A 22,639-nucleotide genomic window follows, 5' to 3' on the forward strand; every position below is an offset into this window, starting at 1 on the left:
GATAGGTCTTCTCTCCGGTATTGCCGTCCAGCACTTCCACAACCAGCTGTCCGACAAAACCGCGGTTTGATCTGCGGCGCAGCAGCCAGAATGCGGCGGCGGCAGCCAGCAGGAGTACAATCCCGCCAATAATATAGTACAGAGTGTTCGAGGACTTCTGATCCGTTACCGGTTCTTCACCAGTAGTAGTCCCCGCTCCCGGAGGGCTGGTAGCCACCGTTCCCGTCTTGGCATTGATCTTAAGTACATCGCTCTCCCGGTAGAAGCTGCTCTCTTCAGCCCGGACCTTCAGGTCGTATTCATGATTGTCTTGTATTTCAAAAGCACCCTTAAACTCAGCACCCGAATTGTCCATCGGAATCTGCTGCACCGTGCCGGTATCAACATCTGTAGCCAGCAGCACTGCCTTCATCTCCTGGTACAAGCTGCTCTCTGTAACCTCAGCACCGTTGCTGAACAGATGCGAGGAGATGTCGACGGTGTCGCCTTTGCGGTAGGACTGGGAAGGCAGCGCATCAATCTTAAGCTCCAGATCATAGTTGAATACCAGATTGATATCGATCTTGTCCTTCGCCACACCCTTGACCTGGAGCTTCCAGTCTCCCTGCTCCGGCGAGAGCAGCTTGATCAGCGTGTAGGTAGACGACTTGGACACCAGCACATCATCCGAAGGAATCGCGACTTCCTTCCCGGAAGGATCACTCAGCTTAGCGGTTACAGGCTGCGAGGACATAATTGAAATATTCGCTTCCAGTACACTGCCGTTCGGCACATTGACCGTCACTTCCTGATAGTCGCCATTTGCCGTAATCGACGGCACCGGCACCACCTTCAGCTTCAGATGGCTGGCAAAAATCTCGCTGAGAATCTGCGGCAGATCATCCGCGGAATCTGTTGTGAACGCCTTGCCGCCTGTCTGATCGGACAGATTAGACAGAATCTCCTTGTTCAGCTTACCATCCGCATTGAGCCCGATCGTGTAGACCGGATACCCCTTCTGCTTCGCAGTTTCTACAGCGGCCTTCAGTTCCTGATCCGACCGGGCCTGTGTAGCTCCGCTGGCTTCATCTAAGTCATTGTTGCCGTCGGCCAGCATTACGATCATCGGCTCATGGCCAGGATCGCTGCCGTTCTCCAGCACCTTCACAGCTTCTTCCATTCCGACCGCTATATCCGTGTAAGGTCCGCGGTTCAGTCCGTCGATGAAATCCTTCAAATCCTGTTTGTCCCCGGCAGAGGTGATGCCAAGCAGGGCCTTCTCGCGCTGCACCTTGTCGGTATAGGCAACGATCCCTACCTTGTCTCCTTGCGTGGACAGCATATCTATAAACATCTTCATCGCTTCATTCGCGATCTTGTTCTTGTCACTCTTGTTCATGGAGTTGCTGACATCAATCAGCAGTACAGCATCAATATGGGACGGCGCGGCAGAAGCAGCGCTGGCCGCTGCGTCTCCGAAAGGCAGGACAGCGATGCATAGAATCAGCAGCAATGCAGGAAAAATGCGCTGCAGTCTATTCTTGATCGTTCTGGGGTTACGGTGTGTACGAAGCATAAATAGGGCTCCTCTTGTGTTAAATTCGGCGGATCTGGCAAATCCGGCAGCATAGCTAAATTCTGTAAATAGTATGCCATTATGATATAATTAAACCTTGTAAACATCAACATTGTGACCGCTGGACCGGCACTCCCGTCTGGTAGAATCGCCATCTTGAGACGGATGGATTATTCTAAGTATACGCCGTGTTCCTGAATATTTGATTAAAAGACCGTAACCAGAGAGAAAGGAAGAGTTCCATGATTACATACGTCATACTCGGGATAACGTTCCTCTATGCCGTTATTCAGATCTCCTTATACGCTTCACGCCAGCGGAAGCCGCTTACCCGTGAGGATATAGACGACCGGCTCCTTGCTGCACTGAACGGAGGCGATCCTACCCGTGAGTAAGAAGAAACCTGTTACCTTCCGGCCGTTCAAGGCTCCCCGCTATTCTTATGAGAAGCTCCGCATCTGCCGCCGCTGCGGGCGTTACACCGCCCTGGGCGAGGAACGCTGCACCCGCTGCGGCCGTGCCTCACTGACCCCCGTGGAGAAGCAGGCGGTATCCATTGCCGGGCGCAAGATGCATACCCGGCTGCTGCTTATTCTTCTGCTGACTCTGGCCTCGGTCTATTTCGGCCAGAGCCTGCAGCAGATGGCGCTGTGCGGTGCTGGCGGCATCGTGATAGCCGGACTGGTCTACTATACGCAGCGGAAAGTACGGCAGAACGAAAATTTGTATGCCCTTAATGAGCTGCTGGGCCGTAACATCCTCAGAATTAAGGAAGATCTGGAGATTAACCGCCAGGAGGCCGTATCCGTCCTCCGTGAGAATGATGTCCTCGCTTATGAGAAGCTCCGCGAGCTCTCCATTCTGCTGCGCGGAGACCGGATCTCCCGCCAGCGCGTCGCCCTGCTGCACGGCTTCCAGCTGCGCAAGGACATGGTTCTGGAGCTGGAACAGCTGCTGCTGAAGGACTTCGAGCCGCTGCTCGCTGAATATATCGGTGAAATCGCCAAGGTCCGACCCGATTTGATTAAAGACCGCACCCTTCGCTATGTGAAGAACTACGAAGTGCAGATTCTCGAAATGGACAAAGGGCTGGCTATTCTGACAGTCGTTGCCGGGGCCGCCGTTCGCCTGAAGCGTTATGCGCTGCTCTATTCCGGACTGATCGGAAGATATGTACAGGAGCTGCCCAAGGACCGCTTCCTGCGCTTATCCCGGCTGATCGCTGCGAACCCCTATGAGCCGTGGAACGGCCTGGATGCCAAGGTGGCGGAAATCCGCGAGCTCAAGTACCGGTGGGACCCTGAAGTATAAGGATGATAGCTGGCAGCACGCGCAATCCTTATATCCGAATAAAGGGGCTATACTATATGACGATCAAACAAGCATTAACCCTGCGGAATATTATGATCATTCTGTGTATCTTCATGCTGGTTCTGCTGGGACAGAAGGCCCTGGCGATAGAGGACAAGATTCAGACCGTGCGTGAGGCTGAGCGGCAGTATGCTGCAGGAGAGCTTATCGCTGCCGAGAACCAGTACCGGCTGGCAGCGGCAAACACGGCAATCTTATACAAGGAAGAGCAGATTAACGCACGGCTTAAAGAGCTCGCTCCCATAACGGCTATACGCAGCAGCCTACGGGGACTGGTATTAACCCTGGAAGACCAGTTAACGGTCAAGGATTTCACCGGATATATGGAGAGTTACGCCTCCCTGCTCAGCCTGAAGAGCAAGTATATGGTTACGGGAGGACTTTATGAGGTCTATTATCGACAGCTGTCTGCTGATTCAGGCATTTCGGAGAAGATGACGGCAGGGTTCCGGCAGTTCAAGGAACAGTTTCTTGCCGGGCTCACGGAGAGCCAGAAGAACGCAGCGAATAACACGACCGGCGCCGGAAGCGCAGAGAGTGTCAAATGGAGCCTGCTGCAAATCCCCGATGCCTATTACGGCGGGCCCGGGGCCAAGGAAGAATTACTGGCTGCGAAATTCGAGGCTCATGACACCGCCAGGCTGAAGGCTCTGGCAGCAGCCGGAAGCTTCCAGCCTATACTGGACAGCGCCTTATCTATGGAAGAGGCTTATCAAAGCCATAGTTATACAGCGGACTGGATAGCGGATCAGGCTCAGGAAAGTACCACACTTATTCTGAGCAAGGACCTGGACGGCGATCATACCGCCGCCTTCGCCGGACACGCTGTGGCCTACCGCAAGTATGCAGAGTCTGCGGGTATAGCATCCTCTAAGGTTCTGAAGCTGATCGACAGCAGCACCACCAGGCTGCTCCGCGAGGCGGCACGCCAGGTCCGGGGTGGACAATATGCCGAAGCCATCCGGCTCTACGGGGATCTGAATCCGCTGCAGGACACTTCCGAGGCGGTTGCCGCTGCGACACTCGCCTGGAATACCGCTGAACCGGTGCGGCTGCTGCCCGGGGGAGATGTGCAAGGCAGCTATACCCTTACGGCCTCCGTCACCGGACGCTATGGCGCTAAGGTGGCTGTGGCCGGAGTGGACGCCGGCGGCAGGCTGGTCTACGCCGATATGAGCGATGACGGAACCCTCTCCACTCGCACCGGCGGCACCATTCCGGATGCGGCTGCGCTGATAGAGCTTACTTTTGACGAGTCATTGTCTGTCTATTCAGAAGTACCTGTAGTTACAGCTATAGGCAGCCGTGAGGACGGGCGCCGTACGTTTACAGCCTACACCATTAGGCCCGAGGGGATCTCGCAGCTGTTCAGCTTTGCCGGCAGCAGCTATGAGCTGATGGCAGAAGACGGCTCCATCCGCGTATCGGATACAGACCTCGCCGACGGTCAAGACGGGCAGACGGCCATTTTCCGCCAGGTGAACGGCGCGTATGAGTTCTCGGAAATCTACCGGGAGGTTACGTATACCCCTATAGACGCTACACAGCTGGAGCTTCATCCTTATGAGAAGGTGACGCTCTCCTGTGATGTATACATCGACTCTGCCGGAAGAACGGTCGCCAGCTCGAACGGGCGTTATCTGATCCTTCAAGGCGAAACCGGCGGGGTTACCGGATTAGCTGTCGTCAGCGGCCAGTTCGAGAACGGCTATGACCATGCGCAGACGGATGCCGGCGAGCAGTATGTACCTGTTTTTATTGTAGATTCGATTGGTAGTTTAAGCATTCAGATACCCTGATCCGGCGGATGATCCGGGCATGCCAGAAGACGCAAGAGATGAACGGTGATTCTGCCGTTTGTCTCTTGCGTCTTCTTTTGCGGAACATGGAGGGGACAACTTCCCGATCGGTTAAAATAAAGCGCGGCACTCTTTATATGCATCAGTTGCCGCGTATTTCCTCCAGCAGCTCCATGATATCCGCCTCTTCAACCGGAACCGAATAGGAGCCGTCTGCGAAACGCTTCATCTCTCCGATGCCGTCCTGGAAGACGAAGCGGATACGGCCGCTGCGCACTTTTTTGTCCGTGTACATCTTGTCCACCAGTGCCCTGTTAGAAATAGAATCCGGGATTTCCGTCGGCAAGCCTGCCTTCTTCAGCAGTGAGACTACACGATCAGCCTGCTCAGCCGTCATATATCCATACTTCACACCCAGCCTGGCCTGAATGACAAGCCCGACTGCAACGGCCTCACCATGCAGCAGCTGGTAGCCGCTGAGCGCCTCAAGCGCCCGGCCTGCCGTATGACCCAGATTCAGAATCTGCCGCAGGTTGCTCTCATGCTCATCCTGTTCCACCACTTCGTATTTGATCCGGCAGTTCGTCAGCGCGATATGTCCGCACACGTCCGCATCCAGGATAAGCCCACCCTGTTCTGAGATGATCCTGCCGATATTCTCCTCCAGGTAACGGAAGAAAGTCTCATCGGCCAGGCAGGCATGCTTGATCGTCTCCGCCAGGCCGCTGCGGAACTCACGGGCTGGAAGGGTGCGCCATGCTGCCAGGTCTATGTACACTTTGCGGGGCTGGTGGAACACGCCGATCAGGTTCGTGGCGACAGGTGTATTCACGCCTGTTTTGCCGCCGACAGAGGCATCTGCCGCTGCCAGCAGAGTGGTTGCATAATTCAGGGCAGGGACCCCGCGGCCAAAGGTGCCGGCCAGAAAACCCGCCAGATCCGTTACGGCTCCGCCGCCCACGGCAATAATGCAGCAATCCCGCCCGTAGGCCTGGCTTAACAGCTGGTCTTCCAGCAGTGCCTTAGTTGCACGGGTTTTGGAGCTCTCTCCGGCCGGAAAAGAAAATAAATCCGCCTGAAAGCCGCTACGCCGCAGCAGCTCCAGTAAGGGACGGCCGTACAGCGGCTCGACCGTAGAATCGGTAATAATGGCGAACTTGCTTACATCCGGCAGAAGTCCCTGCTGCAGATCGCGGATCAGGGAACCGAACAGACCCTCGCCAATCTCAATAATGTAAGAATGATCGACTACCTTTTTGAGTACCACTTCAAAGCTCTTAGACATGAACTCTGCCCCTTTCCTGTTCAACACTCTTTAATTGAATCGTCTCCTTCATTTGCGGATCAACGTCCGGTAGACGAATTTGGGCAGGGCGGATTGTCTGCGCCAGCGTGATTTCTGGCCTTTGGCAACAGGTGCGAACAGGAGCCTGTGGGCCCACTCCAGATTCAGCTTTTTCCAGATGGCCGGTGCCGGCTTCACTTTGCCCGAGATTACGTCCAGACTGCCGCCAACGCCAAACACAACCTTAACCCCGCTGAGCGCCTCCTTATGCTTATACAGCCATTTGTCCGAATAGGGAGCGCCCATCGCAAGAATGAGAATATCCGGCTTGGCCTGCTGAATACCGGCGATAACCCCTGGCTCCTCGGCTGCCGTAAAGAATCCGTGATGCCTTCCGGCAATCTTCACCTGCGGATAGCGCAGGGCAATTCTCTCCACCGCTTGTCCGCTGGTCACTTCATCCGTCCCGAGAAAATAGAAACTCCAGCCCTGCTCATTCCCCTTCACAAGCAGGCTTAGCAGCAGATCGTAGCCGGTCACCCGCTCCGGAATAGGATTGCCCTGTCTTCGAGCTGCCATTATAATCCCGATCCCGTCTGGCACGATCAGATCCGCCGAGCAGATAATCTCCCGGAGCCGCCCATCCGATTGACTGGCCAATGTAATCTCCGGGTTCGCTGTAATCAGGTGAAACACCCCTCCCTGTCCGCCCCCGATGTGCCTGTCCAGCAGCGAGGTTGTCTGTTCAAGCGTCAGCTTGGAGAATGGAACCCCGAGAATGGAAACCTTGTCCTTCATCGTTTCACCTGTCCTTCCCAATCCTGCAGAATGGCCCGCTGCAACCTTACCTGTAAAAATATACTGAATGCGGATCTCCTGATCATCCTTCACGCGGTGAATAATATACCGCAGCGACAGATCGTAGTAGGCTATGAATCTCATAAGATAACCATATATTTACACGGGCAATTTCACCATACCAACATCGGTATTTCTTTTCAATGCTGAAAATTACTTTAGCCGGTTATGGCGCCTCCGCCCAGCGGGCAGAGGCTCCTTCTTATTTATAGGGTATATGGAGTTGTTCCGCCGCTTTGCGCTTGCTGCTGTGACGGAAAGAATACAGCTGCCAGACTGAAGAAAGGCCTACTGCGGCTGCACAGACAGCGAATACAGCCAGAAAGCTCCCGTTCGGACTGCCTCTGTCACCAATCATCAATCCGCCTGCCGCCGTGCCGAACATCATGCCAATGTTGCGTGACAAGGCGAGCAGGCTGCTGACCCGGCCAAGCTGCGATTTCGACGCCTGCCCCATAACAATACTTGTGTTAGGTGAAGTAATCATCCCCATTGCGCAGCCGAGCAGCATAACCGGCAGCACCATTGCACTTGTCCTCAGCACAGGTGAGCCGAAGCCCAGCGCCAGCAGCGTGACACTCATCAGCAGCAGTCCGGCGGTAAGGATGCCGAGCGGCCCTTTGCGGTCCGCGATGCTCCCGCTGACAGGAGCGGTCACCACCAGCGCCAGCGGATATCCAATCATGATCAGCCCCACCCAGGCAGGCTCGGCCCCGGATATACGCAGCAGCGAGGGCAAAGCCAGCTGTGCGGCGAAGGCCGCCATATACGTGATAACCGTAATGGCGATGCCGGCGGCAAAGCTCCGGTCAGTGAACAGGCTGACACCGCTGTCCGCTGGCGGGAATTCACCAAGCGGCCCCCTCTTATCCCTGCTGCGGGAGAAGCGGGCATGTGCCGTATAAGCAGCCGCCATTCCGGCTGAAGTTGCGAGCAACAGCAGCACGGGCAGAGACAGGAATGAGGAGCGGCCGCCGAGATCGAAGGCTATCATCAGCGAGGAGAGACAGGCCGCAAACCAGGCAGCTCCGGCGAGATCCAGCCTGCCCCCGGCCGTTTCCGTATCCCGGGGAATCAGCCTGTGCGCAAGCACGCCTACGCCCGCCGCCACTACGGCCAGCAGCCAGAAGTTGCTCTCCCAGGTGAACCACTGGATTAGGAACCCGCCCAGACCGGGACCTGCCATGGAGCCGGCAGCGACGAAGGTGCTCATCAGCCCAAGTGCCCTGCCCCGCTGCCCGGCTGGAAATACAGAGACAATGAGGGCCATATTGGTCGCCTGATACATGGAGGCCCCGGCTCCCTGCATGACTCTGAAGCCAAGCAGCATGGCTTCGTTCTGGGCAAGCGCACAGCCCAGGGCGCCCGCCGCGAAAGCGAACAGGCCCAGATTATGCACCTTACGGCGGCCGAACCTGTCTCCCAGCCGGCCCATTACAGGCAGCAGCACCGAGATCACCAGCAGATAGATGCTGACGATCCACTGGGCAGAGGCCACCGGGAACCGCAGATCAGCCGCAATATCGATGAGCGAAATATTGAACATACCGGCAGATAGATTGGACAGAAAGGCCCCGAGGCAGATAACCACCTTGACCGCCGAACGGTTCACGGCTTGCCCTGAAGACCGTACCGGTGAATTCATATCATCCGCTGCAGGGCGGGCTGATTCCACATCTTCCAGCTCTCTTCAATGTCTGCGGCTGAAGCCACCACGCCGAAGTAGCCCTTCATGTTCTCCAGCGTCATCTCATGGGCGGCCCGGGAATAGGAGGCACAGGCATCCTGAACCATCACAATCTGATAATCCAGCATGAAGCCGTCCCTTGCCGTCGACTCCACGCACACATTGGTGCTCACTCCTGTCATAATCAGGGTTTCGATCCGCTGCGAACGCAGCACAGAATCGAGGCGGGTATTGATAAAGGCGCTATACCGGTGTTTATTGACAATAATCTCCTCAGGAAGCGGGGCCACCTCGTAGAATTCAGCCCCCCAGCTTCCTCTGCGGCAGACCCCCAGCGAACCGCGCCCGGAGCGGGAAGTCCAGACCGGCGAATCGGTCGCCTTTTCATGGAAGGTCTGGATATAGATCACCGGCACGCCCTGTGTCCTCGCCGCTGCGATCAACCCATGCAGCTGCGGCATCATCTCGCGAACGTCTGACACATCATTTCCGCCAGTGGCAAGTGCACCTTCCCCATGGCAGTAATCGTTCTGTACATCTACTATAATAAGTGCGGTTTTATCAGGCATAATCAGATCTGCAGTTAATTCCATCGTCTTCACCTCTTTAGTTTTTGAAGGTCTATGGCCCGCCGCTTAGCTTATTTCACTGCTGTCTTGTTCACAAACTGCATATCGACCAGCTCATCGTAGGTATATTCGCCTTTATAGATTCCGGTCTTGATCATCACGTCCATGTCCTTGTCCAGCGCCTCCTCCGAAATCATCCCATCCGGACTCCAGAGCTGATCGGCATACGCCCGGTCAAGCGCAGCTTGTGCCGCATCATCGGAGAGTGTAGGGAATTCAGCCTTCAGGACGCTCATCGCCAGAGCTTTATCCTCCTGGATGGCTTTCAGTGCTTTCACGACGGCGTTAACCGCCTTCTGCACCGTTTCCGGGTCCTTCTCCAGGGTCGACTTCTTCACGCTCAGCACCGAATAGGCATAGTCGCCCATATCATGGAATTTGTAAAAGGGTTCATCCCATACCCCCTTGGCGATCCCGTCACTGATCTGCGGCTCCGCACCGTTCGCAATATCCGCAGCCCCCTGCTGAACCATCGCCACCACGGTGGAGCCATCCGCCGGTTCAAGCAGCCGCACATCCTTCTGGGGATCAAGCCCAAGCTCCAGCAGCAGATATTGAGTCAGCAGGTTCGGCGTTCCGCCATGACGTCCGGCATTCAATTTCTTGTCCTGCAGGAAGGCCTTCAGCTCTTCCTCAGAGCTGCCCGCAGGGGCTGTCCCTTTCTTGGCCATCAGATAGACATTCGCGCGGTTCACCACATTGCTGACCGAGACGATCGGGTCCGAGTTGCCGATATTCGCCAATGCATTGGACTCCGGTCCGCCGATGACACCCCAGGCATCCCCGCTGACCACCGAGGTCACATGGGTGCCGCCCGCAGCCTGCAGCATTTCAACCTCAAGCCCTTCATCGGCAAAATACCCCTCGCGCTGCGCCACGTACAGCGGCAGATAACCTGTGTAGTGCAGCGGCTCGGCAATGATCAGCTTCTTGAGTTTCCCCGCTTCGTTGCCGGCAGCGGCGGCTTCAACTTCCGCATTCCCTTTGCTGCTGCAGCCGGAGAGCAGGATCATTACAGAGGCAAGCAGGACAGCGGACAACTTCACTTTGGTTACATTCATCATTGGTTTCTCCCCTTTATCTTATAAATGATTGCTCTCGCCTCAAGCCTTCTTCATCCCGTATCCCTTGGACAGCCATTTCTCCAGCAGCACCACTCCCGCATACATCACCATCGACAGAGCAGACAAGACCACAACCCCTACCCAGACGAGATTGATATCAAGGATCGTACCGGCGTAGATCACCATGCGGCCAATTCCGTGGCTGGAAGCGATGAATTCCCCGACAATCGCACCGGTCAGCGAGAGGGCTATATTAATCCGCAGACTGCTGATCATCCAGGGCATCGCCCAGGGGATGACCACCTTGGTAAATACCTGATGGCGCTTTGCGCCAAGCGAATACATCAGCTTCTCCATATCCTTGTCCACACTCTGCACGCCGCTGTGCGCCGATAAGGCTGCAACGACTACCGTCATGGCAAAAGCGAGCGCCACCTTGGAGAAGAATCCGATGCCCAGCAGAATCACCAGCACAGGAGCAAGCGCCAGCTTCGGCATGGCATTGAGCAGGATCAGGAACGGTTCACTGATGCCGGCGAATCTGCGTGACCACCAGAAGGATAGACCGAGCAGCGATCCGATCAGGGTGCCGCCGATGAAGCCCAGAACCGTCGAGCTGGAGGTATAAGCGATATCCTCCAGCAGAGTACCTTGCGTCATCTGTGTCCAGGTTGTGCTGAGGATCCGAACCGGGCTGCTCCAATAGTACGAATCCATCCAGCCGATCCGCGTAAACAGCTCCCAGCAGAGCACGATCAGCAGCCCGACCGTCAGCCGCCCGATCCCGATAATCCGCTGTGTCCGGCGCTTCATACCCTCTTCATCCACGATGACGGGTTCCTTCTGCATTTTCTCAGGTTTGACCGAATGGATCGGGGCCGGCTCCAGCTTGTGAATCACATACCCTTTCTTTTGCACACTCTCCATGGTTGTTCTCTCCTTCTACAAGTTTTGTAAGTTCTACGAGATATGGGCTGCCGGCTCCTCGCCTCCGCCTGACAGCAGGTCCAGCAGATGGGCTTTGAGCTCCATGAATGACGCAGATACCGTATCCTCCTTATGTCTCGGGCGCGGCATATCCACAGTAATCTTGGAAATGATTCTGCCCGGCCGACCGGAGAAGACATAAATGTCGTCAGACAGGTAGATGGCTTCATCAATATCGTGGGTGACGAATAACACCGTCTTGCGGAAATCCTCCCAGATCTCCAGCAGCCAGTTCTGCATGGTCAGCCGGGTCTGGGCATCCAGTGCGCCAAAGGGCTCGTCCAGCAAAATAATATCCCGGTCGTACAGCAGCGTGCGGAGCAGCGCTGCCCGCTGGCGCATGCCTCCGGACAATTCTGCCGGATAATGGCCGCCGAAGCCTTTCAATCCATAGCGGTCCATCAGCGGCTGGGCCCGGGCTACCGCTTCCTTACGCGGCACCCCGCGGATCTCCATGCCCAGAATAATGTTATCCAGGATCGTTCTCCAGGGGAGCAGCATGTCCTTCTGCAGCATATATCCGACATATCCGGTCTTTGAGGCGATATCATCACCGTCAGCAAGCACGCGGCCGGTAGACGGCGGAATCAGACCTGCTATGATATTGAACAATGTGGATTTGCCGCAGCCGCTGGGGCCGATTATACTGACAAATCTGCCTTGTTCTATGGAGAGATTCGTCTCCTGCATGGCGATAATCTCCTGGCCGTCACGGCGGAACCACTTGCTTACACCGGCAATCTCAATCTTTGCTTTCATAGACTCAGCTCCTTATTAGGTTTAATAGCATTTGTAGTCCCGGATAAACAAAAAGCCGCCAGTTTTAGACACAGCCCCAGAGGGCAGATGTCCGAAAACTGACGGCAGGTCGGCTCTCCGGAAGATCAGAGTTCCAACGTAACGTTCAGGTAATGCTCGAGGTCCTTCTCCAAAATTATGATCGTACCGGAATACTCGGTCTCCACATCATAATCTTTAAGAACGGCCTTGATATTCACTTGAAATTCATCCAGAAATGCCTGCTTGATTTCACACTTGAATACTTCATGCAGCACCAGATTAATCTGGCGGCTGGCCGTGGCATCATGGGTATCCAGCACCTTCAGTACGGGTACCCGGCTGTTAATGGATAGAATAATAATCTTGTTCCCCATGAAGTCGACCTTCTGCTGCTTGACGCCGGCGTTAAACAGCTTCTTGTTGATTTCGTTGTAAATCCGTAAAATATCCTGTTTCCATTGTCCGGCGGAAGCGATCATTGCGATCACACCTTCATAGCTATTAATAATGTTACATTATGTCACAATAACGTCAACAACTGCATCATTGTCCACCGCTTATACATCATTATAGATAAAAAGGTAGAGTTGTCAATGAATTTACGTAAGATAAATTAACACGGTAATTAATATTTCAGAATATATGTAATGTTAGTTTACACATAAAAGCTATCATCCTAAATATTTACAAAACAATGCTAATGAATTATAATAACTACGTAACTACGTAACTACGTAATTACATAATTTTGAAAGCAGGTGATCTTCTTTCATGACGCGTGACTTAAGCAGCGAACTGGATACGCTGAAGCAGCAGGTGGCCGAGCTTCAGGCAGCAGTCCAGCATTGGAATACAGAGCGGAGAAGTTTGGCAGCCTATGCTGCTCCGCCGGAATCTTTGAATTCAGCTGCAGAAGCGGAGCAGTCCGGCGCGGGACCCGGATCTGTATTTTATTCCGGCCATGCCCGTCTTAACGGACAAAGCTACCGCTGGGAACCCCAGGAGCGCCCAATGGAACAGCTGCTCGAAGTGAACAACGAGAAATCAGCCAAAGTACTGGCGGCATTAAGCAACCGGCAACGGCTGGACATTCTGAAATCCGTCATTCAGGAGCCGCTTACAGGCATTGAGCTGGTGGAGCGTCTGGGTATGGGCACTACCGGCCAACTGTATCATCATCTCAAAGCATTGACTGGCGCAGATTTATTAGTGCAGGAGAGCGGAGGCCGTTATGCTTTCCCTTCTCATCGCCTCCTCCCCTTCCTCCTGCTGCTAGCTTCGGTTAGTACTCTGGAGGATACAAGTGACTATATGGACACGATGAGAACAAGAAATAACGCGGGGATCTACCTGGGTCCTGCACAAAATTTCGATGTTCATCACCTGCTGTGGGCCGTTATCGAGAATCCGGTGATGGAGCATGCAGCCGGATATTGCAGCGAAATCGGGATATTTCTGCATGATGACGGAAGCGTAACCGTAACGGACAATGGCCGGGGGATTCCGGTAGCGTCTCTACCAAATTCCAATATACCTGCTGTTCAATCCATTCTGACCGATATTCATAGATTTAATGGAGACGGAGCTTTTAAGGTGCCTGGTGCTGAGCAGGGAATCAGCATTGCCGTGGTCAACGCCCTCTCCGGCAGACTTACCGTTGATATCCGGCGAGGCGGCAGAATGTACCGCCAGGAATATAGGCATGGTGTGCCGCAGTCCGGACTGATGACGGTTGGAATCGCGAAGGATACGGGGACGAGTGTGACTTTTAAGCCGGATCAGGAATTTCTGGGCACAGGCTTTGAACAGGCACGGCTGAATGAACACAGTCATGAGCTGATGAAGGCCTATCCGGGACTCTCCATCTTCATTAACAACTAAACCGGGCGGAGGAAATGAAAGGAGACTGCTGCTATATGAAACTTGAAACGATCTATAGTCATGAGGATACGCTGAAGATGCTTGACTCTCTTTTTCGGGAAGAAGGCAATGGTGGGATCAGTTCTACGAGGACCGGAATAAAGGGATTCCTTTCTTCAAGGATCGTCCGGATGAGAATTTGGTTGAATACGTAAGCAAGCGGCATATTACACCCGGCAAGGTGCTGGAATTAGGCTGCGGGGGCGGCAGAAATGCGGTTTATCTGGCTCAGCAGGGCTACGCCGTGGATGCCATTGACATCTCTCAGGCAGCGGTAGATTGGGGAAGGGAACGCGCCTGCACACATCAGGTGGAGGTGCATTTCGCCCGCAGCAATATTTTTGACCTGAGCCTGGAGCCAGGCAGCTACGACCTCATCTATGACAGTGGATGTTTCCATCACATCTACCCCCATCGCAGAGCAACCTTTCTCGAATTGGTGAACAGGACGCTTAAGCCTGGCGGGTATTTCGGATTGGTCTGCTTCGCGGCCGGCTCCATGGGTGCGGAGATCACCGATTGGGAGGTGTACCGGCAGCGGAGCCTCCGGGGCGGATTAGGATTCAGCGAGGATAAGCTCAAGAGTTTCTTCAGCAGTTTGGAGCTCATAGAGTTCAGACGCATGCGCCAGATGGAGCAGCAGGATGCGCAGTTTGGGGAAGCTTTTCTGTGGACCGCCTTGTTCAGAAAAAATTAACGGAGTACTTGTCCTTTTTCCACATCCACCCCATGTCAGGTTTGGTTCAAGCAAGTGTACAGCTCATCTCCCCTATCGTATTCAGCTAGCCTAAAAGGATCGCCGATCGACAAAACGCCGCTGCTCTCGGCTCCTGACTAACCGGAATTTGTCCGGGACTTTGTACCAGCTTTCCGCCGCAGCAGTGCTGCCATCCACGCCACAAGGATAACCAGGGCGATCCCGCCGGCTAAAATATAAGCATTATAGAACAGGTTGTTGGTATATTGGTTAATCCAGCCGAAGCGGAATACGACGGAGTCCTCATCTCTGGTAAAACCCCTCAGATGTACTCTCAACGCATCGATGTATCCGGTTTCCAGCCAGATGGCGAGCGGCAGCACAACGAGCGCAGAGACAGCGATCAACAGACTTGGCAGGCTGAATACGGCTTTCAACCGGAATAATCTGTAGAGCACCAGGCCCGCACTGCACAAAAGAATAATGCCAAACAGCCATCCCGCTGCAAGCATGATAATTCCCGGATTGCCGTTGCCGGATATCGTTCCGCCGGTTTTATATTTGAATGTCATCCCGTCTGTCAACACTACCAGGATGATATTAATCAGCAGCCATATCAGCAGTTTCCGCCAACCCTTGCCCATATCCATTCTCCCCTTTCCATAATTAAAAAAGGCTGAGTGCCCGTTATAGATGCGCTCAGCCTGCCTCATGCAGCCTATTTCCTTCTATTCCACCCGTTCTGTAAACAACCGCCCGGCGTAGTCACTGATCAGCTCACGCATAGCCAGCTTACTCTGCCATTCTGCCGGTATGCCATCCATCCCGTAATACGCTCCGGCGATCTGGCCGTAGACCGCCCCTGTGGTATCGGCGTCATTGCCCAGATTCACAGCGAGCAGCGCACCCTCCACAAAGCTGGAGGATTTGTGAAAAGCCCACAGTGCAGCCTCCAGCGACTCTACTACATACCCCGAGCCTTGGATATCAGGCGGCTCCTTGATCCGGTAAGAGCCGTACTTAATATTCAGCATATGCGGTGTCAGCCTGTCTTCATTCAGCCATTCCCGGTAAGCCTCCGGGGCCAGCATGTCCTGCTTGCTCCACCCGTGCAGTCCGGCAAGGATGTACGCCGCGAGCAGACGGCAGGCATCCAGACATTCAACAGCGCCATGCGTCGTTCTTGAACTGAGCGCCGCATAGCGGATAGCTTCCGCAGGGTTCTCTGCGTAGTACATGACCACCGGCGCAAGCCGCATAATGGAGCCGTTCCCGGCAGAATAAGGATCATCCGATCCGCTGAACCCTTCGCCACCGGCTTCGAATTGATGCAGCGCCGCACGTGTCGCATTGCCGATATCGAAACATTCGCCTGTACTGCTATGCTTACCTTCGCGGTACCACTTCACATAACGCTGCATCTGATCTACAGGATCGAAGGCTTGCTTGGTAAGCAGACTCTCCGCAAGGCAGAGCGCCATTGACGTGTCATCGGTCCACTGTCCCGGCTGGAGACCAAATACCCCGCCGCCCACAATATCCGTAAGCGGCTCGAAGGTTCCGGGTGCTTTGAACTCAGCGGTCGTTCCCAGCGCATCTCCAGCGGCCAGACCCTGCAGGCAGCCCTGGTAGCGGTCAGCATTCAATGTCATTTGGTTTCCCCCTTTTTCCTCCTTCTTAAGCTTGCAGCTATACTATTACTGATCAGAGCGATTACGGAGTACATGATGCCATAGAACAACGCACCGCTTCCGTCAAACAACACATAGGTGGATAACACGAACAGGGGCAACGGAAGCAGGCATACCAGCAGGCTGAAACCCAGCTTAAGTCCCGAATCCGCAGCAAGGATCAGCACGGCTGTGGGATTCACCAGAACCAGCAGCAGCAGCCAGCTGCCGAGATCCTCCATTACCCCGGTACCGCCGCTTTGAAAATACGGGATCACCAGAAACAAAACAAGGTAGATTACAATGTGAAGCAGAAGCTTTCGGGATAATGGCGCCAGGTTCAGTTTATTCACCGGGATACTTAAGCCCCCATTGTTCACGCACGCCGTCCAGCAGCTTAAGAATCGCAACGGACTCATCCAGCGTCATCACCGGGCTTTCTGTCAGACCTGCCTGCAGACAACGTCCCACTTCCTCAGCTTCAAAAGAATACCCGATCGAAGTACGGTCATCTTGGAACGTCTCCGCTAATTCGCCGTTTACGTAGAGCTCGGCTGCTTTCGGATTGACCAGGGTGCCTTTGACTACGATCCGTCCCTCCGTTCCATAGATGTAGGCTTCATCGTCCAGGTTCAGGCGGATGCCGGCGTTGAGTGAAGCAGATACACCATTCCCGTAGGACAACAGCAGCGAGAAGTGCTCATCCACGCCGGTCTCCCCGATATGTACAGTGCTGGAGACGGCTTCCGGGTGAGGTCCGAACACCATCGACGCGAAGGAGATGGGGTAGATGCCGACATCCAGCAGAGCTCCGCCGCCGAGGGCCGGGTTCAGCAGGCGTCCCTCCGGATTCCAGTCCGCGCGGAATCCAAGATCCGCTTTGACCAGCCGTACTTCGCCAATGCGCTCCGCGGCGAGCCATTCCCTAACCTTGGCGTTAGCCGGAATATACCGGCTCCACATTGCTTCCATAAGGAACAGCTTCTGCTGGCGGGCATACGCCACGATTTCCTCCAGCTCCGCACTGTTCACGGTAAAAGGCTTCTCACAGAGCACGGCTTTGCCGGCACGCAATGCGAGCAGCGCATTCTCTTTGTGGAACGGATGCGGCGTTCCAATATAAATCGCATCCACCTCAGGATCACTGACCAATTCCTCGTAGGTGGCATATGCCACAGGGATGCCGTGATTTCGGGCAAACTCATCTGCGCTTTCCTGCGTGCGTGATCCAACCGCATAAGCCACACCATTGCTGGCATGTGCCAAATCTGTAGCGAACTGATGGGCGATCCAGCCTGTGCTGAGAATGCCCCATTTTATCGTGTAAGCGTTATCTTGTGTCATTAGTGAAATCCTCCTCTTAAATGAAACTTAGTCCCTATGATTCTATCAAAATGTGCCTGGTGTGTACATGTTGCCCGCTTCCCGCCGTCCGCCGGGTCAATACTATCAGCCCCTGTTCTCCACCTGCAGCAGCAGAATCCGGTCCTTGAATCCGCCGCGGCGCTCTGCTTTGTCTGCACGGATCTGTTCCAGAATACCACTGTCCCCGCCATGGGTTACCGCCAAAGCCCGGATGACTTCCAGCAGATCCACCAGCTCCTCGAGCGCTTGTCCGTCATTGTCCTCCCGTAGATACTCTGCCAGCTCCTCGTGCAGCTTCGCACGCAGCTCCCGTATATATTCCTCCTCGTCCATGATTCTTGTCCTGCAGGTCTGCCCGTTCGCCGCAATCAGCGCCGGGATCCCGTCACGCACCAGTTTCGGATAATTCGCCAACTTCATTGCCTCCTTGGGGATGTATTCAATTTATAGACATATTTATGTACGATCACCGGATGAATCCAACCACAAATCATAATCCATTGAATCAATCATACTTCATTGGATCTACCATAATCTATTGAAGCTAGCTCATACTTCAGAAGTGAAGCAATATCACCAGCAGTCACACCAATTCCCCTTTGTTCTGGCGGGCTGTGCCTTCTTCGAAAATGGAGGGTGAAGAGTTTGTTCTGAACCCGCAAGCGGGTATAGAGGTCCCCCTTTAGTACACCATCAAATGTTTAACAAATCAACTCATCCGCCGGTGAAAAGGACTGAGAATCCTCTATTGCAGCAAATCAGATGTATTCGCTGGCCAATCGGACTCAGAATCCGTTAATTGACGGTTCACACCCCGTATCGGGCATAAAAAAACAAGATAAGTGATTCTCAGTCCGCTTGAGCTCCATAAAGAGGTTTTTGGAGGAAATAACGGCTTCTCAGTCCGGTTCATTCTATATAAAGATAAAGGCACTATATAGATTGAACCGGGAAAATTCCACTGTGGGGATTAGCCGTGGCTGCAGAGAATGTTTGACTTCGGGCCACTGTTAGGTTTGTATTTCCTGATTTAAACTGCTGTTCGCAGTAGAAATACAAACCTAAAGGCGGACGCTATCGCTCCTACAGTGCAAACTTCTCTTCCGCCACTCCACCCTCATTGTATATTTTCAAGTTCAAGCTATATAGCATATAAATTTCATACCCGAACCAAAAACTCTCCCCGTCAGCCGCGAATCCGCAGTGACGGGGAGAGTTTCATATTAACAACTAATCCTATATTATTTGCTAAGTACAAGCTCCAGTCGCACCTCAAGGTTATTCTCGGTATCCAGTACAATTGAATGCGGATTGCTCATGCCGAAATCTTCAAAGGTGACCATGGTCGTGCCCGACAGCATAAGCTGTCCGCCGCTGTATACGGCTAGCGAGTCAAACTTAACATCCTTCTCTATCCCCTTGACTGTCAGCGTACCTTGGAGCTCAACCGGCACCGCTGTGCCCTCCGTCCATTCCGCCGGAAGCTCTGAGAAGGAACTCACGGTAAATGTGGACTCCGGGAACTCCGTTACTGCCAGGAAGTCTGCTCCCTTGACATGCTCGTCCCGCTGGCCGTTGCCGGAATCCAGCGCACTCATCTCTACGGTTCCTTCGCCCGTCATCGAGCTGGCATCCTCCAGGTTCACATTCCAGGTTCCGGTAACGGAAGGGTCTACGAAGTTAACAGTTTCTTTGGAAGTTGTCACTGACCAGTAGACTTTGGACGTATCCGCGATGCTCCAGGCACCGTTCAGCTGCTCTGCCGTAACTGCAGCACCAGCCGCTGCCGCCGCGTTCGCAGTTCCTGCTTCCTGGGTCTCAGTTCCTTGACTCTGTGCAGGAATAACAGATTCGATCTCCACATTATTGCCCAGGGTATTGTTAAGTAACATGAATGCTGTGATGGCTCCTGCTATAACGACTACGACTGCGGCTAAGGCGATTGTTTTCTTCTTCATCTTATTCCCTCCATCCAATTCTCTGTATGCCTATCAGGCTTGGTTCCTATTCTAACAAAGCAATATGTCGGGAAGAAGTCAAAGCACAGCAGCCCGCGTTATGGTAGAATTGTCGTAATTTTAACTAACACCTAGCCGTTGCCTGGATAATTATTCCCCGCCGGGCCTGAGAAGGAGGCTGAATAGATGAAATCCATTCTGATTGTTGAGGATGAGGAGGCGATTGCCCGGGTACTCAGTGCTTATCTGCGAAAAGCAGGCTTCCACGTCACCCGTGCCGCCGATGGCCGGAGTGCCCTGGAAGCCTTCGAGGTGGCGCCACCCTCGCTGATCCTGCTCGATATTATGCTGCCGCACATGGACGGCTTCGAGCTGCTGGGCCTGATCCGCGAGAAAAGCAGCTGTCCTGTCATTATGCTCACGGCCAGGGACGGCATCCATGACCGGCTGACGGGACTGGACGGCGGAGCCGACGATTATATGTCGAAGCCGTTCATTCCCGAGGAGGTTGTCGCCCGCGTGAATGCGGTGCTGCGCCGCCCCTCGCAGTGGTCGGACGGCAGCCGCAAACGCCATTACGGCAGTCTGTTCATCGACTATAGTGCGCGCAGCGTGTTTCTGAACGGGGCTGAGGTCAGTCTTAGTCCGCGCGATATGTCCGTGCTGCTGTTCCTGGCCGAACGCCCGAATCAGATCTGCACCCGGGAACAGTTGCTGGAGCATGTGTGGGAAATGGATTATGAGGGCAGCGACCGGGCCGTTGACCTCTCCATCAAAAGACTGCGCCAGGCGCTCACGCACTGGCCGGACAGCGAAGGAGAGATCCGTACCCTGAGAGGAACAGGTTATCAATTATGGACAACATGAATAACAGACGGAAGAACATCGTCTCTACATTGACTAAGGAGCATTCAAAAGCAAAGAAGCCCACCTCGATCCTCTCCTACTGGACCGTACGCTATCTGCTGATTATCAGCAGCGGGCTGCTGCTTACGGCACTGGTGACCTTCTGGTGGATTCAGCAGGAGGCGATGAACAACCGGATGCAGACCACCGGACTGCTGGCGCAAGAGATTGCCGACCGCAGCGTCGGCCCGGACGGGAAACTGGCCATCACTAAAGGTCTGGATAAGCTGGTCGAGGACCGTAAGCGGTTCTTCAAGCTGACTGCGGAGATGTGCGTTATCATTACCGGACCGCAAGGTGAGATGCTGTATTCCCAGCCTCCGCTGACGGAAGAGGAGATGCGCTATAAACTGAATGACACGCTAACGGATTCACGCAGCCCGGAATACAAAGCGGCCTCAGCCGAAATCCGGGGGGAACAGGGCATTCTGGGACAAGTGTTCGTCATGCAGACCACCCGCTCCCTGCGCCATATCCCGCCAGAAGAGATTACCTTCTTCTCGATTATTATCGTCTTCCTGATCATCTTGAGCTGGCTGACAATCTATCTCTTGTCGATCAAGCTGGCCAAGCCGATTCAGCGGGTTGCTTCCGCTGCTGCACAGATTAGCGGCGGCCAGTATAACATCGTGCTGGAGACCGGAGCCAAAGAGCGGGAAATCCATGAACTGCTGGTATCCTTCCAGGAGATGGCGGGCAAGCTGCAGCAGTTCGAGCAGTCCCGGGCCGTCATGCTGGCCGGAGTATCCCATGAACTGAAGACCCCGGTCACCTCCATTAAAGGACTGCTTCATGCGGTCCGCGAGGGTGTGGTCGAGGGGGATGAGGCCGGGGAGTTCCTGGGCATTGCCTTACTCGAAGCCGAGAGACTGCAGCGTATGGTCGCGGATCTGCTCGACTATAACGCGCTGACAGCGGGCATTGTCGCTGTCCGTCATGATAGGCTGGAGGCCGCTCCGCTGCTGGAGGAAATTCTCTATCAATGGAAGCTGACCCAAGGGGAGGATGTCTGCGCGCCCGTTCTACATCTGCCGGAGAGCCGGCTGTTTCTGCGGGGAGATCCGCTGCGTATCCAGCAGATTATCGTCAATCTGCTGAACAACAGCGTGCAGGCGAAGGCGCAGGACCGCAAGCTTCAATTAACGCTGGAGCTTGCGGCCACGCCGCAGGGCAGCGCTGAAATCACGGTGACAGATAACGGATCGGGTATTCATCCGGAGAGCCGGGAGCTGATCTTCGAAGCCTTCTTCCGCAGCACCGCCAAGCAGAGCGTGCTGCGTGGACTCGGGCTTGGCCTGACCTTCAGCAGGCTGCTCGCCGAAGCCATGGGGGGCAGCCTTGAGCTTGGCAGCACCCCAACGCAGGGCTGCTCGTTCGTGCTGCGGCTGCCGCTTGCCGGTTGAGGTGCAGAAGTGCCGGAACAGTTCCGGCAGGCTATATAGTCCACTGCCCGCCGGCATGGTATAATCAACTGACGAAAATGCGAACCGGAGGCTGCATATGCTTACTTTTGAACAGAAATTAGCTATTCTTGATTCCTATCCCCAGCTGGAACGGCGGAATGTCTCGCTTGGGCGGGTGAACTACCATTTCGAGGAGAGCCGGCAAGACAAGAAAACCGTCGCTTCCCACATCCACCCTAACGGCAACGGCTTTGTGTATGCCGGCCTGCTGCGGGGCTATGAGAGTGATGACAAAGGTCTGGTGAACATCAGGGATTATTCGGAAGCCGAACTGCGGGAACTGGTGGATGCTTCGATTACGTCTCTATCCATGTTCATCCCCGATGCCCCGGCCCCGGCCAAAAGAAAGAAAAAAGTACAGACTGGTGCCGAATCCCTATGGAAGAATGAGGATGGCCACACGCTGAGTCTAAGATTCGAGGAAGATCTGTGGTACCTGTATGCAGGTCTCCAGCTGGAGATGGCATTCGAAACCGTAGAAGAAGCCGAGGAGTATTTGGCGGAAGAGGGATTTGTCCGGGAACAGGAGTAACTTCCTGATTACCCGCCAGCTTCCCTGATCCCTGCTATAATCGGGAATTGTTGTACATAAGAGTCAATTTCATAATTCCAAACCCTTGCTGGGACTGTTTTTTTTAGGCACAG

The 22,639-nt window shown here is 54.3% G+C and carries 22 protein-coding genes and 1 pseudogene; 8 read left to right on the forward strand and 15 right to left on the reverse strand.

The features are described from left to right. Positions 1–1,555, reverse strand: a 1,555-nt coding sequence (locus tag MKZ24_RS32920) for a vWA domain-containing protein (protein WP_340790268.1), incomplete at its 3' end; no start/stop codon positions are given. Between the two features lie 242 nt (positions 1,556–1,797). Between MKZ24_RS32920 and MKZ24_RS32925 the strand changes: the two genes are divergently transcribed. The 3 genes from MKZ24_RS32925 to MKZ24_RS32935 are packed head-to-tail and all read left to right on the forward strand — an operon-like array spanning position 1,798 to position 4,725. Then, complete coding sequence (locus MKZ24_RS32925; protein ID WP_340790269.1) at positions 1,798–1,950, forward strand: hypothetical protein; 153 nt, start codon at positions 1,798–1,800, stop codon at positions 1,948–1,950. Then, positions 1,943–2,866, forward strand: a complete 924-nt coding sequence (locus MKZ24_RS32930; protein WP_340790270.1) for a hypothetical protein — start codon at positions 1,943–1,945, stop codon at positions 2,864–2,866. Before MKZ24_RS32925 ends, MKZ24_RS32930 begins: the two co-directional genes overlap by 8 nt. Before the next feature lie 56 nt (positions 2,867–2,922). After that, on the forward strand, positions 2,923–4,725 hold the full coding sequence (locus tag MKZ24_RS32935) for a hypothetical protein (RefSeq protein ID WP_340790271.1): 1,803 nt from the start codon (positions 2,923–2,925) through the stop codon (positions 4,723–4,725). Positions 4,726–4,867: 142 nt separating this feature from the next. Here the strand turns inward: MKZ24_RS32935 and aroB are convergent, their stop codons facing one another. The 8 genes from aroB to MKZ24_RS32975 form a co-directional block, all read right to left on the reverse strand. Continuing rightward, complete coding sequence (aroB, locus tag MKZ24_RS32940; RefSeq protein ID WP_340790272.1) at positions 4,868–6,010, reverse strand: 3-dehydroquinate synthase; 1,143 nt, start codon at positions 6,008–6,010, stop codon at positions 4,868–4,870. Positions 6,011–6,058: 48 nt separating this feature from the next. Then, a complete protein-coding gene (locus MKZ24_RS32945; protein WP_340790273.1) occupies positions 6,059–6,952 on the reverse strand; it encodes a WecB/TagA/CpsF family glycosyltransferase in 894 nt (297 codons plus the stop codon). A 118-nt stretch (positions 6,953–7,070) separates the two neighbouring features. Beyond that, positions 7,071–8,543 (reverse strand): MFS transporter, encoded by a 1,473-nt coding sequence (locus tag MKZ24_RS32950; protein ID WP_340790274.1) that lies wholly within the window; start codon positions 8,541–8,543, stop codon positions 7,071–7,073. After that, complete coding sequence (locus MKZ24_RS32955) at positions 8,510–9,148, reverse strand: cysteine hydrolase family protein (protein WP_042232776.1); 639 nt, start codon at positions 9,146–9,148, stop codon at positions 8,510–8,512. The genes MKZ24_RS32950 and MKZ24_RS32955 overlap by 34 nt, the downstream gene beginning before the upstream one ends. A gap of 47 nt (positions 9,149–9,195) precedes the next feature. After that, complete coding sequence (locus tag MKZ24_RS32960; RefSeq protein WP_042241559.1) at positions 9,196–10,245, reverse strand: ABC transporter substrate-binding protein; 1,050 nt, start codon at positions 10,243–10,245, stop codon at positions 9,196–9,198. Positions 10,246–10,287: 42 nt separating this feature from the next. Further along, positions 10,288–11,097 carry an ABC transporter permease gene (locus MKZ24_RS32965; protein ID WP_445324204.1) on the reverse strand — a complete coding sequence of 270 codons (810 nt, stop codon included), beginning with the start codon at positions 11,095–11,097 and terminating at the stop codon, positions 10,288–10,290. Between the two features lie 111 nt (positions 11,098–11,208). Further along, a complete protein-coding gene (locus MKZ24_RS32970; protein WP_042232771.1) occupies positions 11,209–11,994 on the reverse strand; it encodes an ABC transporter ATP-binding protein in 786 nt (261 codons plus the stop codon). Between the two features lie 125 nt (positions 11,995–12,119). Then, positions 12,120–12,494: a Na-translocating system protein MpsC family protein gene (locus MKZ24_RS32975; protein WP_197073036.1), complete on the reverse strand. Its 375-nt coding sequence runs from the start codon at positions 12,492–12,494 to the stop codon at positions 12,120–12,122. 292 nt (positions 12,495–12,786) lie between these two features. Here MKZ24_RS32975 and MKZ24_RS32980 point away from each other — a divergent pair, with 292 nt between their 5' ends. Continuing rightward, positions 12,787–13,896 carry an ATP-binding protein gene (locus MKZ24_RS32980; protein WP_042232770.1) on the forward strand — a complete coding sequence of 370 codons (1,110 nt, stop codon included), beginning with the start codon at positions 12,787–12,789 and terminating at the stop codon, positions 13,894–13,896. A 35-nt stretch (positions 13,897–13,931) separates the two neighbouring features. Beyond that, a pseudogene (locus MKZ24_RS32985) lies at positions 13,932–14,632 on the forward strand (class I SAM-dependent methyltransferase). A 137-nt stretch (positions 14,633–14,769) separates the two neighbouring features. Here the strand turns inward: MKZ24_RS32985 and MKZ24_RS32990 are convergent. The 6 genes from MKZ24_RS32990 to MKZ24_RS33015 form a co-directional block, all read right to left on the reverse strand. After that, the gene (locus MKZ24_RS32990) at positions 14,770–15,276 is read right to left on the reverse strand and encodes a hypothetical protein (protein ID WP_340790278.1); all 507 of its coding nucleotides are present in this window, start codon (positions 15,274–15,276) and stop codon (positions 14,770–14,772) included. An 84-nt stretch (positions 15,277–15,360) separates the two neighbouring features. Next, a complete protein-coding gene (locus MKZ24_RS32995) occupies positions 15,361–16,284 on the reverse strand; it encodes an ADP-ribosylglycohydrolase family protein (RefSeq protein ID WP_340790279.1) in 924 nt (307 codons plus the stop codon). Further along, positions 16,281–16,655, reverse strand: coding sequence for a hypothetical protein (locus MKZ24_RS33000; RefSeq protein WP_340790280.1), 375 nt, complete (start codon positions 16,653–16,655; stop codon positions 16,281–16,283). Before MKZ24_RS33000 ends, MKZ24_RS32995 begins: the two co-directional genes overlap by 4 nt. Continuing rightward, entirely contained in the window at positions 16,648–17,646 is a 999-nt protein-coding gene (locus tag MKZ24_RS33005) for a Gfo/Idh/MocA family protein (RefSeq protein ID WP_340790281.1), read from the reverse strand. The genes MKZ24_RS33000 and MKZ24_RS33005 overlap by 8 nt, the downstream gene beginning before the upstream one ends. A gap of 105 nt (positions 17,647–17,751) precedes the next feature. Further along, entirely contained in the window at positions 17,752–18,081 is a 330-nt protein-coding gene (locus tag MKZ24_RS33010; RefSeq protein ID WP_340790282.1) for a nucleoside triphosphate pyrophosphohydrolase, read from the reverse strand. 827 nt (positions 18,082–18,908) lie between these two features. Then, the gene (locus MKZ24_RS33015; RefSeq protein WP_340790283.1) at positions 18,909–19,625 is read right to left on the reverse strand and encodes a YceI family protein; all 717 of its coding nucleotides are present in this window, start codon (positions 19,623–19,625) and stop codon (positions 18,909–18,911) included. A gap of 186 nt (positions 19,626–19,811) precedes the next feature. On the opposite strand from MKZ24_RS33015, the gene MKZ24_RS33020 reads away from it, so the two are divergent. The 3 genes from MKZ24_RS33020 to MKZ24_RS33030 all read left to right on the forward strand — a co-directional run bounded on the left by MKZ24_RS33020 (position 19,812) and on the right by MKZ24_RS33030 (position 22,526). Next, positions 19,812–20,492 carry a response regulator transcription factor gene (locus MKZ24_RS33020; protein WP_340790284.1) on the forward strand — a complete coding sequence of 227 codons (681 nt, stop codon included), beginning with the start codon at positions 19,812–19,814 and terminating at the stop codon, positions 20,490–20,492. Next, positions 20,480–21,934 (forward strand): HAMP domain-containing sensor histidine kinase, encoded by a 1,455-nt coding sequence (locus MKZ24_RS33025; RefSeq protein WP_340790285.1) that lies wholly within the window; start codon positions 20,480–20,482, stop codon positions 21,932–21,934. Before MKZ24_RS33020 ends, MKZ24_RS33025 begins: the two co-directional genes overlap by 13 nt. Positions 21,935–22,031: 97 nt before the next feature. Further along, positions 22,032–22,526, forward strand: a complete 495-nt coding sequence (locus tag MKZ24_RS33030; RefSeq protein ID WP_340790286.1) for a hypothetical protein — start codon at positions 22,032–22,034, stop codon at positions 22,524–22,526. The last annotated feature ends 113 nt before the right edge of the window (positions 22,527–22,639 follow it).

Source organism: Paenibacillus sp. FSL R7-0297 (assembly GCF_038009025.1).
GTDB lineage: Bacteria > Bacillota > Bacilli > Paenibacillales > Paenibacillaceae > Paenibacillus_AQ.